Annotated in this window: 11 protein-coding genes; 6 read left to right on the plus strand and 5 right to left on the minus strand. The window is 72.0% G+C overall.

Features of this window, described 5'->3' with window-relative positions; genetic code table 11:
- Positions 1 to 49: 49 nt before the first annotated feature.
- Positions 50 to 1,093: a LacI family DNA-binding transcriptional regulator gene (locus ACFYVJ_RS13770; RefSeq protein WP_388890266.1), complete on the minus strand. Its 1,044-nt coding sequence runs from the start codon at positions 1,091 to 1,093 to the stop codon at positions 50 to 52.
- 247 nt (positions 1,094 to 1,340) lie between these two features.
- On the opposite strand from ACFYVJ_RS13770, the gene ACFYVJ_RS13775 reads away from it, so the two are divergent.
- From ACFYVJ_RS13775 to ACFYVJ_RS13785, 3 genes are read left to right on the plus strand one after another with little or no spacing between them, the layout of a single operon-like run.
- Complete coding sequence (locus tag ACFYVJ_RS13775; protein ID WP_388890268.1) at positions 1,341 to 2,510, plus strand: Gfo/Idh/MocA family protein; 1,170 nt, start codon at positions 1,341 to 1,343, stop codon at positions 2,508 to 2,510.
- Positions 2,507 to 3,682 carry a dihydrodipicolinate synthase family protein gene (locus ACFYVJ_RS13780; RefSeq protein WP_388890270.1) on the plus strand — a complete coding sequence of 392 codons (1,176 nt, stop codon included), beginning with the start codon at positions 2,507 to 2,509 and terminating at the stop codon, positions 3,680 to 3,682. Before ACFYVJ_RS13775 ends, ACFYVJ_RS13780 begins: the two co-directional genes overlap by 4 nt.
- Positions 3,679 to 4,530 carry a sugar phosphate isomerase/epimerase family protein gene (locus tag ACFYVJ_RS13785; RefSeq protein ID WP_388890272.1) on the plus strand — a complete coding sequence of 284 codons (852 nt, stop codon included), beginning with the start codon at positions 3,679 to 3,681 and terminating at the stop codon, positions 4,528 to 4,530. Before ACFYVJ_RS13780 ends, ACFYVJ_RS13785 begins: the two co-directional genes overlap by 4 nt.
- Positions 4,531 to 4,643: 113 nt before the next feature.
- Here ACFYVJ_RS13785 and ACFYVJ_RS13790 read toward each other — a convergent pair whose 3' ends face one another.
- Positions 4,644 to 5,240, minus strand: a complete 597-nt coding sequence (locus tag ACFYVJ_RS13790; protein WP_388890275.1) for a DUF937 domain-containing protein — start codon at positions 5,238 to 5,240, stop codon at positions 4,644 to 4,646.
- A gap of 282 nt (positions 5,241 to 5,522) precedes the next feature.
- On the opposite strand from ACFYVJ_RS13790, the gene ACFYVJ_RS13795 reads away from it, so the two are divergent.
- On the plus strand, positions 5,523 to 7,739 hold the full coding sequence (locus tag ACFYVJ_RS13795) for an ATP-dependent RecD-like DNA helicase (protein ID WP_388890279.1): 2,217 nt from the start codon (positions 5,523 to 5,525) through the stop codon (positions 7,737 to 7,739).
- Between the two features lie 169 nt (positions 7,740 to 7,908).
- Positions 7,909 to 9,198 (plus strand): citrate synthase, encoded by a 1,290-nt coding sequence (locus tag ACFYVJ_RS13800; RefSeq protein ID WP_388890282.1) that lies wholly within the window; start codon positions 7,909 to 7,911, stop codon positions 9,196 to 9,198.
- 373 nt (positions 9,199 to 9,571) lie between these two features.
- Here ACFYVJ_RS13800 and ACFYVJ_RS13805 read toward each other — a convergent pair whose 3' ends face one another.
- Complete coding sequence (locus ACFYVJ_RS13805) at positions 9,572 to 9,799, minus strand: heavy-metal-associated domain-containing protein (protein WP_388890285.1); 228 nt, start codon at positions 9,797 to 9,799, stop codon at positions 9,572 to 9,574.
- A 98-nt stretch (positions 9,800 to 9,897) separates the two neighbouring features.
- Complete coding sequence (locus tag ACFYVJ_RS13810; protein WP_388890288.1) at positions 9,898 to 10,566, minus strand: TetR/AcrR family transcriptional regulator; 669 nt, start codon at positions 10,564 to 10,566, stop codon at positions 9,898 to 9,900.
- Between the two features lie 132 nt (positions 10,567 to 10,698).
- Between ACFYVJ_RS13810 and ACFYVJ_RS13815 the strand changes: the two genes are divergently transcribed.
- Positions 10,699 to 13,020 (plus strand): MMPL family transporter, encoded by a 2,322-nt coding sequence (locus tag ACFYVJ_RS13815; RefSeq protein ID WP_388890291.1) that lies wholly within the window; start codon positions 10,699 to 10,701, stop codon positions 13,018 to 13,020.
- Positions 13,021 to 13,036: 16 nt separating this feature from the next.
- Here ACFYVJ_RS13815 and ACFYVJ_RS13820 read toward each other — a convergent pair whose 3' ends face one another.
- Positions 13,037 to 13,237, minus strand: coding sequence for a helix-turn-helix transcriptional regulator (locus ACFYVJ_RS13820; RefSeq protein WP_388890293.1), 201 nt, complete (start codon positions 13,235 to 13,237; stop codon positions 13,037 to 13,039).
- Between the last annotated feature and the right edge of the window lie 144 nt (positions 13,238 to 13,381).

Here is a 13,381-nt window from a genome sequence, read left to right on the forward strand (position 1 = left end):
TCCACAGGCCGTGTCGTCCGGTCGGATGATCGACCCGACCGCCGGGCTCCTACGCCCGCGGCGCCGCCGTCGACGCCCGCGCCACCAGCTCCGCCGGCACCATGTAGCGCCCGCCCGCCGGCGACTCCTCCCGCCCCAGCGCCAGCCGCGCTGCCCGCGCCGCCGCCTCCTGCAGCGGCAGCCGCACCGTCGTCAGCGCCGGCGTCGCGTCCGCGCTGAACGGCAGGTCGTCGAAGCCCGCCACGGAGATGTCGCCGGGGATGTCGAGACCCTTCTGGCGCAGCGCCGCGCAGATTCCCAGCGCCACCGCGTCGTTCGAGCCGACGATGGCCGTCAGCCCCGGCTCCCGGTCCAGCAGTTCGAGCGCGCCGTCGTAGCCGGACTTCCGGGAGTACGGGCCGTGCACCGTCAGCCGGCCGAGTTCGCCGGCGTCGCCGCCGAGGTCGTGAGCGGCGAGCGCGGCGCGGTGGCCTTCGAGGCGGTGCCGGGTGGTGGTGCGGTCGGCGGGGCCCGCGACGTAGCCGATGCGGCGGTGGCCGAGGGAGATCAGGTGCTCGGTGAGCCGGCGCCCGCCCTCGCGGTTGCCGAACTCGACGGCGAACGCGGAGCCCTCGGGCGCGGCGCTCGCCGGCCGGCCGAGGAGGACGACCTGCGTGCCGTTCGCCGCGAGCCGCCCCACCTTCGCCGCGCTGGCCGCGGCGTACTCGGGCGTCTCGACGGCGCTTCCGGTGATCACGACCGCGGCGGCGCGCTGGCGCAGCAGGAGCGTGAGGTAGGTCAGCTCGCGCTCCGGGGAGCCGCCGGTGTTGCAGACGACGGCCAGCTTCTCGCTGCCCAGTTCGGACTGCACGGCGCTGGCCATGATGCCGAAGAAGGGGTCGGCGACGTCGTTGACGAGGACGCCGACGAGGTCGGAGGTGGCGGCGGCGAGCGCGCTCGCGGGGCCGTTGATGACGTAGTCCAGCTCGTCCACGGCGGCGAGCACGCGCGCGCGGGTGGCCTCGGCGACCGGGTAGTTGCCGCTGAGCACCCGGGAGACGGTCGCGGCGGAGACGCGGGCGCGTGCCGCGACGTCCGCGAGGGTGACTGCCATCGCTCTGCCTCCCGTTGGGTACGACGTCCCGGCCCGGTGGCCGGAATCCCCGGGGCCCGTCAGGGCCCCGTCCGGCGCCGGTCGCCGGTCCGAACTGTGAGCGGAAGTCTTGCACGTCGCGGCGCCCGCGTCGCGAGGGTGGCAGGAGTGTGCACGCCTTTGTACGTACCCGGCCGGGCTCTTGCGCTGCAGGCCGGGCGGGGATAGCTTTCTCCCGGGGCAGAAAGCGCTTACTATGGGAGACCAGATGCCACGTAGGACGCTGCGTATCGCCATGAACGGCGTCACCGGGCGGATGGGGTATCGACAGCACCTCGTCCGTTCGATTCTTGCCATTCGCGAGGAAGGCGGGCTGGATCTCGGCGGTGGCGACGTGCTGTGGCCCGAGCCGGTCCTGGTGGGTCGCAGGGAGCACGCGCTGGAGGACATCGCCCGCCGGCACGACCTGCCGGAGTACACGACCGACCTGGACGCCGTCCTCGCGGACGACTCCGTGGAGCTGTACTTCGACGCCCAGGTCACCTCCGCCCGCGAGGAGGCGGTGAAGAAGGCCGTCGCGGCCGGCAAGCACATCTATGTGGAGAAGCCGACCGCCACCTCCGCCTCCGCCGCCCTCGAACTCGCCCGGATGGCGCAGGGCGCGGGCATCAAGCACGGCGTGGTGCAGGACAAGCTGTTCCTGCCGGGGCTGCTGAAGCTCAAGCGCCTCATCGACGGCGGCTTCTTCGGCCGCATCCTGTCGGTCCGCGGCGAGTTCGGCTACTGGGTCTTCGAGGGTGACTGGCAGCCCGCCCAGCGGCCCTCCTGGAACTACCGCGCGCAGGACGGCGGCGGAATGGTGCTGGACATGTTCCCGCACTGGGAGTACATCCTGCACGAGCTGTTCGGCCCCGTCCGCAGCGTGCAGGCGCACGTCACCACGCACGTACCCCGCCGCTGGGACGAGCACGGCGAGGCGTACGAGGCGACCGCGGACGACGCGGCGTACGGCATCTTCGAACTCGCCGCGCCCGGCGGCCCCGTCGTGGCGCAGATCAACTCCTCCTGGACGGTCCGCGTCCACCGCGACGAGCTGGTCGAGTTCCAGGTCGACGGCACCGAGGGCTCCGCCGTCGCGGGCCTGCGCGGCTGCCGCGTACAGCACCGGGCGGCCACGCCGAAGCCGGTGTGGAACCCGGACCTGCCGGTCTCGGAGACCTTCCGCGACCAGTGGCAGGAGGTGCCGGACAACGCAGGGCCCGCCGGGTTCCCCAACGGCTTCCGCGCGCAGTGGGAGCTGTTCCTGCGGCACCTGATGCTCGACGAGCCGTACCACTGGGACCTGCTCGCGGGCGCGCGCGGGGTGCAGCTCGCCGAGCTGGGCCTCAAGGCCGCCGCGGAGGGGCGGCGCGTCGAGGTGCCGGAGCTGGCCCGATGACGACCATCCGGCTGCCCAGGCCGGGGGGCGTGCTGGAGGTCTACGAACCGCGCGCGGAGCCCGCACCGGCGCTCGCGACCGGAGGCCCGCGCCCCACCTCCCGTACGGTCTTCGCTGCCGCACACGTCGTCGCCGACCCGTACGCGGACTCCGGTCCCGGCGACCCGGACAGCCCCGCCGCGGTCGACTGGGACGCCACGCTCGCCTTTCGCCGCCATCTGTGGTCGCACGGTCTGGCCGTCGCCGAGGCCATGGACACCGCGCAGCGCGGCATGGGCCTGGACTGGCCCCGCGCCGCCGAGCTGATGCGCCGCTCCGCCGCCGAGGCCAGGGCCCACGGCGGCCGCGTCGCCTGCGGTGCCGGCACCGACCAGCTCGCGCCCCAGGGCGCCACCCTGGACGGCGTGCGCGCCGCGTACGAGGAGCAGCTCACCCTCGTCGAGGACGCGGGCGCCCAGGCGGTGCTCATGGCCTCCCGCGCGCTGGCGGCGTGCGCCCGCGGACCCGAGGACTACGTGGAGACGTACGGCACGCTGCTGCGCCAGGCGCGCGAGCCGGTGATCCTGCACTGGCTGGGCGACATGTTCGACCCGGCGCTCGCCGGGTACTGGGGCAGCTCCGATCTCGACGCCGCCACCGGCACGTTCCTCGACGTCATCGCCCAGCACCCGGACAAGGTCGACGGTGTCAAGGTCTCCCTGCTCGACGCCTCCCGCGAGGTGGACCTGCGCCGCAGGCTGCCGCGCGGGGTGCGCTGCTACACGGGTGACGACTTCCACTACCCGGAGCTGATCGAGGGCGACGAGCACGGCTTCAGCCACGCTCTGCTCGGTGTCTTCGACCCGCTCGCCCCGCTGGCGGCGGAGGCGGTACGGACCCTCGACACCGGTGACGCGGCCGGCTTCCGCAAGGCCATGGACCCGACCGTGCCGCTGGCCCGCCACCTCTTCCAGGCGCCGACGCGCTTCTACAAGACGGGCGTCGTGTTCCTGGCCTGGCTCGGCGGCCACCAGAGCCACTTCACGATGGTCGGCGGGCAGCAGTCGGCCCGCTCCCTGCCGCACCTCGCGCGCGCGTACGAACTGGCCGACGCCCTCGGCCTGTTCCCCGACCCGCAGCTCGCGGCACAGCGCATGACCTCCTTCCTCGCCGTCCACGGAGTCGCCCTGTGAGCACCGGACAGCCGGCCGGCGGGCCGGCCCGCCTCAGCCTCAACCAGGAGACCATCAGGCAGTGGTCGCTCCCCGAACTCGCGGACGGCTGCGCCGCGGCCGGGGTGCGCGGCGTGGGGCTCTGGCGCGCGCCCGTCCAGGAGTTCGGGGTGGAGGCCGCCGCCAAGCTCTTCCGCGACGCCGGGCTGACGGTGACGAGCCTGTGCCGCGGCGGGTTCTTCACCACCGGCGACCCGGGGGAGCGGGCCGCCGCCCTCGACGACAACCGCCGCGCCATCGACGAGGCCGCCACGCTGGGCACGGACACGCTCGTGCTCGTCTCCGGCGGCCTGCCCGCGGGCAGCCGTGATCTCCACGGCGCACGGGAGCGCATCGCGGATGCGCTGGGCGCCCTCGCGCCGTACGCGGCGGAACGCGCCGTGCGGCTGGCGATCGAGCCGCTGCACCCGATGTACGCCGCCGACCGGTGTGTGGTCTCCACGCTGGCCCAGTCGCTGGACCTGGCCGAGCGCTTCCCGGCGGACCGGGTGGGCGTGGTGGTGGACACGTACCACCTGTGGTGGGACGACACGGTCGCGGCGCAGATCACGCGCGCGGGGGAGTCCGGCCGGATCGCGGCCTTCCAACTGGCGGACTGGGTGACGCCGCTGCCGGAAGGGGTGCTGCTGGGGCGCGGCCAACTGGGCGAGGGGAGCGTCGACCTGCGCTGGTTCCGGGAGCGGGTGGACGAGGCGGGGTACACCGGCTTCGTCGAGGTCGAGATCTTCAACCCGGGGCTGTGGGCGCGCGACGGCGCGGAGGTGCTGGCGGAGATCGTCGAACGCTACGACCGGCTGGTCGTGCGCTGAGCGGCCGGCCGGTGTGCCGTCGGGTGGTGTGCCGCTGAACCGTGGCGGCGGTGGGGCCGCGCGGTGGCGAGCCCCGGTGAGTTCGCCGGGTACGGACCGGTCCGGCCGTGCCGTCAGGCTCGGTGGCGTCCGCCGCCGTAGGACTGCCCGCCGCCGAACAGCCGCGCCAGCGCGCCGAGCGCCCCGCCCGGCTTGCGGGCCGCCTGCTGCTCCTCCTTGAGCATCTCCGACAGCCCGTCCGCCCCGACGTTGCGGCTCTGCGCGGCCCGGGAGACGGCGGCCATGGCGACGGGTGTGAGGATCTTCAGCGCCCGGGACACCTGCGCCATGGGGATGCCCGTGCGCTGCGAGACCGCGCGGGCCACCGGCATGCTCGTCCTGCCGACGATCGTCGCCAGCATCCCGCCGCCGAGGGCACTCCCGGCGAACGTCCCGGCGCTCGCCAGTGCGGCCGGGCCCTTCGCCGGGCGGGCGGCCGCCGCCGCGCCCGCGGGCGTCGCCCCCTGAGCCTCGTCGAGCGCCTGCTCGACCTCGTGCGCCCCGTGCGGGGAGGCGGCCTCCTCGGCGAGCGAGCGGGTGAGGGCGGCGACCGTCTCGCCGACGACGCGCTTCGCGCCCCGGGTGCCGGTGCCCAGCTCGTCGGCGACCTGGTGCATCTGCTCCGTACCGAGGTCGTCCAGGACGGCTTTGTGTATTGGTTTGTCCCTCATGTCGGAAACGTTACGACCGATCATCGATGTCGGCACCTCGGATTACAGATCGATAAAGTGCCGAAGCCGTGCAACCCTTCGCCGTCGATCGGGGTCGTATAGGGCATCAGGCTTCCCGGGGGGAGTACCAGGGGGGTGGGGGAGCCTACGGAGGGGGACAAGCGAGGGGGCCCGGCCGCAAAGGCCGGGCCCCCTCGCTGCGCCCGTCATGGGTTTTCCACAACCGGCGAGTAGTCCACAGGCCGGCCCGCGATGTCGGGGCCCGGCGATAGCGTCGTTCCCATGACGCAACTGGCGGTGGTGGAGGGGGTCCTCGAGAGGATCACGTACGCCAATGAGGACAACGGGTACACGGTCGCCCGCGTCGACACCGGCCGCGGCGGCGGCGATCTGCTCACGGTCGTCGGCGCCCTCCTCGGCGCCCAGCCCGGCGAGTCGCTGCGCATGGAGGGCCGCTGGGGCTCCCACCCGCAGTACGGCAAGCAGTTCACCGTCGAGAATTACCGCACCGTCCTCCCCGCCACCGTGCAGGGCATCCGCCGCTATCTCGGCTCCGGGCTGATCAAGGGCATCGGCCCCCGCATCGCCGAGCGCATCGTCGACCACTTCGGCGTCGGCACCCTCGACGTCATCGAGCAGGATCCCGCCCGGCTCGTCGAGGTCCCCGGCCTCGGCCCGAAGCGGACGAAGCTGATCGGCGCCGCCTGGGAGGAGCAGAAGGCCATCAAGGAGGTCATGCTCTTCCTCCAGGGCGTCGGCGTCTCCACCTCCATCGCCGTGCGGATCTACAAGTCGTACGGGGACGCCTCCATCTCCGTGGTGAAGAACGAGCCGTACCGGCTGGCGGCCGACGTCTGGGGCATCGGCTTCCTCACCGCCGACCGGATCGCCCGCTCCGTCGGCATTCCGCACGACAGCCCGGACCGGGTCAAGGCCGGCCTGCAGTACGCCCTGTCGCAGTCCTCCGACCAGGGCAACTGCTTCCTGCCCGAGCAGCAGCTCATCACCGAGGCGGTCAAGCTGCTCCAGGTCGACACGGGCCTGGTCATCGATTGTCTGGACGAGCTGGTGAAGGAGGAGGGCGTCATCCGGGAGACGGTGCCCGGGCCGGCCGGGGAGGAGGCCGTGCAGGGGATCTATCTGGTGCCGTTCCATCGCGCGGAGCTCTCCCTGGCCGCCCAGTTGCTGCGCCTGCTGCGCACCGAGAGCGACCGGATGCCCGCCTTCCAGGACGTCGACTGGGACCGGGCGCTGAGCTGGCTCGGCGGGCGCACCGGCGCCGAGCTGGCGCCCGAGCAGGAGCAGGCGGTCCGGCTCGCGCTGACGGAGAAGGTCGCGGTGCTGACCGGCGGCCCGGGCTGCGGCAAGTCGTTCACGGTCCGCTCGATCGTGGAGCTGGCCCGGGCCAAGCGGGCGAAGGTGGTGATGGCGGCGCCCACGGGCCGCGCGGCCAAGCGGCTGGCGGAGCTGACCGGCGCCGAGGCGTCGACGGTCCACCGGCTGCTGGAGCTCAAGCCGGGCGGCGACGCCGCGTACGACAGGGACCGCCCGCTCGACGCCGACCTGGTCGTCGTCGACGAAGCCTCGATGCTCGACCTGCTGCTGGCGAACAAGCTGGCGAAGGCCGTGCCGCCGGGGGCGCACCTGCTGCTCGTCGGCGACGTCGACCAACTGCCGTCCGTCGGCGCCGGGGAGGTGCTGCGCGATCTGCTGGCCGACGGCGGCCCGGTGCCCGCGGTCCGGCTGACCCGGATCTTCCGCCAGGCCAAGCAGTCCGGCGTAGTGACGAACGCGCACCGCATCAACTCCGGGGTGCAGCCCCTCACCCAGGGCCTCGCCGACTTCTTCCTCTTCGCCGAGGACGACACGGAGGCCGCCGGCCGGCTCACGGTGGACGTGGCGGCACGTCGGATTCCGGCCAAGTTCGGCCTCGATCCGCGCCGCGATGTGCAGGTCCTCGCACCCATGCACCGCGGCCCCGCGGGCGCCGGCACGCTCAACGGGCTGCTCCAGGAGGCCGTCACCCCCGGCCGGCCCGGGCTGGCCGAGAAGCGCTTCGGCGGCCGTACGTTCCGCGTCGGCGACAAGGTCACGCAGATTCGGAACAACTACGAGAAGGGCAGCAACGGGGTCTTCAACGGCACCGTCGGCGTCGTCACCGCCCTGGACGCCGACGAGCAGCGGCTGACGGTGCTCACGGACGAGGACGAGGAGGTGCCGTACGACTTCGACGAGCTGGACGAGCTGACGCACGCGTACGCCGTCACGATCCACCGTTCGCAGGGCAGCGAGTATCCGGCGGTGGTGATCCCCGTCACCACCGGCGCCTGGATGATGCTCCAACGGAACCTGCTGTACACGGCCGTCACCCGGGCCAAGAAGCTGGTCGTGCTGGTCGGCTCCCGTAAAGCCCTGGGCCAGGCGGTGCGGACCGTCTCCGCAGGCCGGCGTTGTACGGCGCTGGATCATCGGCTGCGTGGGCGAGTGGGTCTCCCATAACGCGCTCCGGCAGGGCACGATGGTCCGTATGTGGCACGCAGTGCCGTATGTTGATCCGGCAGCCGACCCCGAGTGCACGGAAGAGCTCCGCATGGGGGAAGCTGGAGGGTAGTCAGGGCACCTCAAGCACACCTCAAAGAAGAGGCACGATACGTCGGGTGAGGACAGAGTGAGCGACAAATCTGCAGTACTTCGGTACGGCGACGGCGAGTACACCTTCCCGATCGTCGACAGCACCGTCGGTGACACCGGCGTCGACATCGGAAAGCTGCGCTCCCAGACCGGGCTGGTGACCCTGGACAGCGGCTACGGCAACACCGCGGCGTACAAGTCGGCCATCACCTATCTGGACGGCGAGCAGGGGATTCTGCGTTACCGCGGCTACCCCATCGAACAGCTCGCCGAGCGCAGCACGTTCCTGGAAGTCGCCTATCTGCTGATCAACGGTGAGCTGCCCACCGTCGACGAGCTGTCGGTGTTCAAGGGCGAGATCACCCGCCACACCCTCCTGCACGAGGACGTCAAGCGCTTCTACGACGGCTTCCCGCGGGACGCACACCCGATGGCGATGCTGTCCTCCGTGGTCAGCGCGCTGTCGACCTTCTACCAGGACAGCCACAACCCGTTCGACGAGCAGCAGCGGCACCTGTCGACGATCCGGCTGCTCGCCAAGCTGCCGACGATCGCGGCGTACGCGTACAAGAAGTCCGTCGGCCATCCGGTGGTCTACCCGCGCAACGACCTCGGCTACGTCGAGAACTTCCTGCGCATGACCTTCTCGGTGCCCGCCGCCGAGTACGAGCTTGACCCGGTCGTGGTCAGCGCGCTCGACAAGCTGCTGATCCTGCACGCCGACCACGAGCAGAACTGTTCGACGTCCACCGTGCGGCTGGTCGGCTCCTCGCAGGCCAACCTGTTCGCCTCCATCTCGGCGGGCATCAGCGCGCTGTGGGGGCCCCTGCACGGCGGCGCCAACCAGAGCGTGCTGGAGATGCTGGAGGGCATCCAGGCCACGGGCGGCGACGTCGACACCTTCATCCGCAAGGTGAAGAACAAGGAAGACGGCGTGAAGCTCATGGGCTTCGGGCACCGCGTCTACAAGAACTTCGACCCCCGGGCGAAGATCATCAAGGCGGCGGCGCACGATGTCCTCTCCGCGCTGGGCAAGTCCGACGAACTGCTGGACATCGCCCTCAAGCTGGAGGAGCACGCGCTCGCCGACGACTACTTCGTCGAGCGGAAGCTGTACCCGAACGTCGACTTCTACACCGGCCTGATCTACCGCGCGATGGGCTTCCCGACCGAGATGTTCACGGTGCTCTTCGCGCTCGGGCGGCTGCCGGGCTGGGTCGCCCAGTGGCACGAGATGATCAAGGAGCCGGGCTCCCGTATCGGCCGGCCCCGGCAGATCTACACCGGTGAGGTGCTGCGGGACTTCGTCCCGGTCGAAGAGCGCTGAGCTGCCGGCACCCGCACGCCGGTAACGACGCGCAAGAACGCGAAGGCGCCCCGTCTGCGATCCCCCCACGGATCAGTCGACGGGGCGCTTCGCTCTCCCGGCCCCGGTAGGGGCCGGGCGCCTTCATGCCGCCGGGACGCCGCCGCGGGAGGGGCCGCTCAATGCTCCTCGCACGTGCCGTCCCGGCCTCGTGCACGTCGACTCCGCCGGGTGTCGACGTCACCCGAATAGACACGCGAATGGCGCCGATGGTTACCCCCCGATTCGTGTGATCTAAGTCACTCGCGCCGGGCCGTGCAACCGGCGGCTCCACGTGCCGACGCCGCCCCCGTGGCGCGTGTGCGGGGGCGGCGTTCGCTGTGGGCCGTGCGGATCAGGACTTGCCGACGAGGTCGTAGCCGGCCTCGTCGACCGCGGCGCGCACCTGCTCCTCGTCGAGCGGGGCGGCGGAGGTGACGGTCACCTCGCCGGTGGCGGCCGCGGCCTTGACCGAGGAGACGCCGTCGAGTCCGGAGATCTCCGCGCTCACGGCGCCCTCGCAGTGGCCGCAGGTCATGCCGGTGACCTTGTAGACGGTGGTGACGGAGGTCTGAGTGCTCATGGGAGTCTCCCTTGTCGACGGTGGGCGCAGCCGTGTCCTGCTCCCTGCACTCACAGTATACCCCCTAGGGGTATTTTCCCTCCGTGCGGATCCCGCGGTCAGTTCGGCGGGGCTATCGCTTCGGTGCCGACGACCGGCGCGAGGTAGCCGAACAGGGCCCGCTTGATCTCCCTGCGGTAGGGCTCCCGTTCGGCGTCCTTGGCGCTCATGAACAGCTCCAGGCCCGCCTTGAAGATGCTGAACGACATGGTGGTGGTGCGGGCTATCTCGGTGCCCGAGAGCTCCGGGGCGCGCAGGGTCAGCATGCCCTCGACGGCGGCCACGATCGTCGTGTGCACCGCCTCGTGCTCCTCCGCGACCAGGCCCGGGGCGTCCGTGCTCTGCAGCAGCACCTCGAAGCCCGGGTTGGCGGCGCAGAAGTCGATCACCGGGTCGAGGGCGGCGTCGAGAAGCGCGTCGAGCGGGAGCGCGGCGTTGGCGGCGGTGAACGCCTCGCTGTTCGTCTCGTGGAGCTCGTGGTTGTAGCGGCGGCCCAACTCGACGGCCACCGCCTCCTTGTTCGGGAAGAACTGGTACAGCGTGCCGGGGGAGACGCCGGCCTCGCGGGCGATGGCGTTCGTCGACGCGGCGGCGTATCCGCTGCGGGCGAACACGGCCGCGGCGGCGTCGAGCAACTGCTGTACGCGCCGCTCGCCGCGCGCCTGCCGGCGGCGGGGCGGCCGGTCGGCGGGGGTGTGCCCGCCGGCGGCCGGTGCTGGATTCGACACGGCTATCCACAGCCTCCGGGTAGGAGTTGACAAACACGAGCGCCCGCTCGCATTCTGAGGAAACGCGAGCGCGGACTCGTATTCCGGCTCGTGTCTCATTCTATTGCGCTGTGCAACGAGAGGGCGGGACCGATGGCCGAGGGCACGAACGGGGGGACGGCCGACGTGAGCCGCTGGACGCGGATCGTCACGGCGCGGCCCAGGCTGTCGCTGCTGCTCGCACTGGTCTTCACGGCGCTGGCCGTGGTGGCCGGGAGCGGAGTGGCGGACCGCATGAGCGGAGGGGGGTGGCAGGATCCCGCGTCCGAGTCGGCGTACGCCGCGGACGCGCTGGACGAGCAGTTCCCCGGCGCCCGGCCGAACCTGCTGCTGCTCGTGGACAGCGGCCGGCCGGACGGGGTGGACGATCCCGCGGTCGCCGCCGAGGCGGAGCGGCTGGCCGGGCGGCTGGCGGCGGTGGATTCGGTCGAAGGGGTGACGTCGTACTGGGCTGCGGCCCAGGCAGCCGGGCAGGCGGAGGCCGGCCCGGCCGAGGGCGGGGAAGCCGCGGGGGAGGCGCAGGGGGCGGCGGCCGCGGCCGCCGGACTGCGGTCCGAGGACGGCAGCGAGGCGCTGATCGCGGCGCGGATCACCGGGGACGAGACGCGCAACAGCGAGGTCTTCGACGAGCTGGCGCCGGACTTCCGCGGTGAGCACGGCCCGGTCGAGGTGCGCCTCGGCGGCCAGGCTGCGATCTACGACGAGTTGCAGGGCACCATCCAGGAGGACCTGCTGCGGGCCGAGATCATCGCCCTGCCGGTGACGCTCCTGCTGCTCATCGTGGTCTTCGGCAGCGCGGTCGCCGCGCTGCTGCCGCTGGCCGTGGGCATCATCGCCATCCTGGGGACGAACGCGGTGCTGCGCGGCATCACCGAGTTCGCGGACGTGTCGGTCTTCGCGCAGAACCTGACCACGGCCCTCGGCCTCGGACTCGCCATCGACTACGCGCTGTTCATCGTCCGGCGCTACCGGGAGGAGCTGGCGGCGGGCGCGGATCCGCTCGGCGCGGTGGGCACGACGCTGCGGACCGCGGGCCGGACGGTGCTGTTCTCGGCGCTGACGGTCGCGGTGTCGCTCTCGGCGATGCTGCTCTTCCCGCAGTACTTCCTGCGCTCGTTCGCGTACGCCGGGATAGCGGTGGTGCTGCTGGCCGCCGTGGCGGCCCTGACGGTGCTGCCCGCCGCGCTGGTGCTGCTCGGGCCGCGGGTCAACGCCTGGCGCATTCTGCCCAAGCGGGGCGGTGAGGTGCCCGGCGGTGCCGAGAGCGGGCGCGGCTGGGCGCGGCTGGCGAAGGTCGTGATGCGCAGGGCGCCGGTCTTCGCGGTGCTCACGACGGGCGGGCTGATGCTGCTCGGACTGCCGTTCCTGGGGGTGCAGTTCGGTACGGCGGACGACCGGCAGCTTCCCGGGTCGGCCGAGTCCCACGTGGTGCAGGAGCACATCAGGGACGGTTTCCCGGGCACCCCCGGCGGGACGATCGAGATCTACGTCAAGGGCGACCCGGCCGCCGCGGACCTGGCCGCGTACCAGGAGCGGATCGCCGCGCTGGAAGGGGTGGAGCGGGTCGACGGCTCTGCGATGAACGCCGGCGCCGGCTATCTGACCGTGACCGCCGAGGGCGAGGCGGTGGAGGCGTCCAGTCAGGACCTGGTGCGCGACATCCGGGACCTCGGGCCGCCCTTCGAGGCGTCGGTGGCCGGCTCGGCAGCCGACCTGGTGGATGCCAAGGACTCCATCCAGTCCGTCCTGCCCTGGGCCGCGCTCATGATCGTGCTGGCCACGCTGATCCTGCTCTTCCTGCTCACGGGCAGCGTGCTCATACCGTTCGTGGCCGTCGTGCTCAACGCGCTGAGCCTCACCGCGATGTTCGGTGCCATCGTGTGGGTCTTCCAGGACGGCAATCTGTCCGGGGTGCTGAACTTCACCGCCACCGGTGACATCGAGACGACGCTGCCGGTGCTGATGTTCTGCGTTGCCTTCGGCCTGTCCATGGACTACGGCGTCTTCCTGCTCTCCCGCATCAAGGAGGAGTACGACCGCACCGGGGACCGGGACGGGGCAGTGGTCTTCGGGCTGCGGCGGACCGGCGGGCTCATCACCGCGGCCGCGGTGATCCTCGCGGTGGTGATGTTCGCGATAGGCACCTCCCGGGTCACCAACACCAAGATGCTGGGCATCGGCCTCGCGCTCGCGGTGCTGATGGACGCGATGGTGGTGCGCGGGCTGCTGGTACCCGCGGTGCTGAAGCTGACCGGGGCCGCCACGTGGTGGGCGCCCGGGCCGCTGCGCCGGTTCCACGAGCGCGTCGAGCGCAGCGGATTCGGCGAGGGCGGCCCCCGGGCGACCGGTCAGGAGCGGGAGCAGGAGCGGCCGGCGGACAAGTCCGACGACCTCACGCCTATCGGCGGGCGGTGACCCCCGGGGCGGGGCGTCACCGGCGGTTGCGGCGGGTGCGGCTGCTGGGGCGCTGGGCGACCCAGGCCCGCACCGTGTCCGGGTACCAGTAGGGCTTGCCGTGCTCGACGACGTCGGGCGCCGGCAGCATCCCGTGCTTCCGGTACGACCGCACGGTCTCGGTCTGCACGCCGATGTGTGCCGCGATCTCCTTGTACGACCACAGACTGTCCGTCATCTCTGTACCTCCCGGCGGGGCACCGGGGCAGTGCCCCTGGTGATCAGTGACCCTGTGCCCGCCGGGGAACCCGGCCGACCCTCGCCGAGGGGTTGTCGAGCAGATGTGGTGGGGAACCGACGTAACCGTGACATTGGTGACGAG

This window comes from Streptomyces sp. NPDC004134, from assembly GCF_042874195.1.
Classification (GTDB): Bacteria; Actinomycetota; Actinomycetes; order Streptomycetales; family Streptomycetaceae; genus Streptomyces.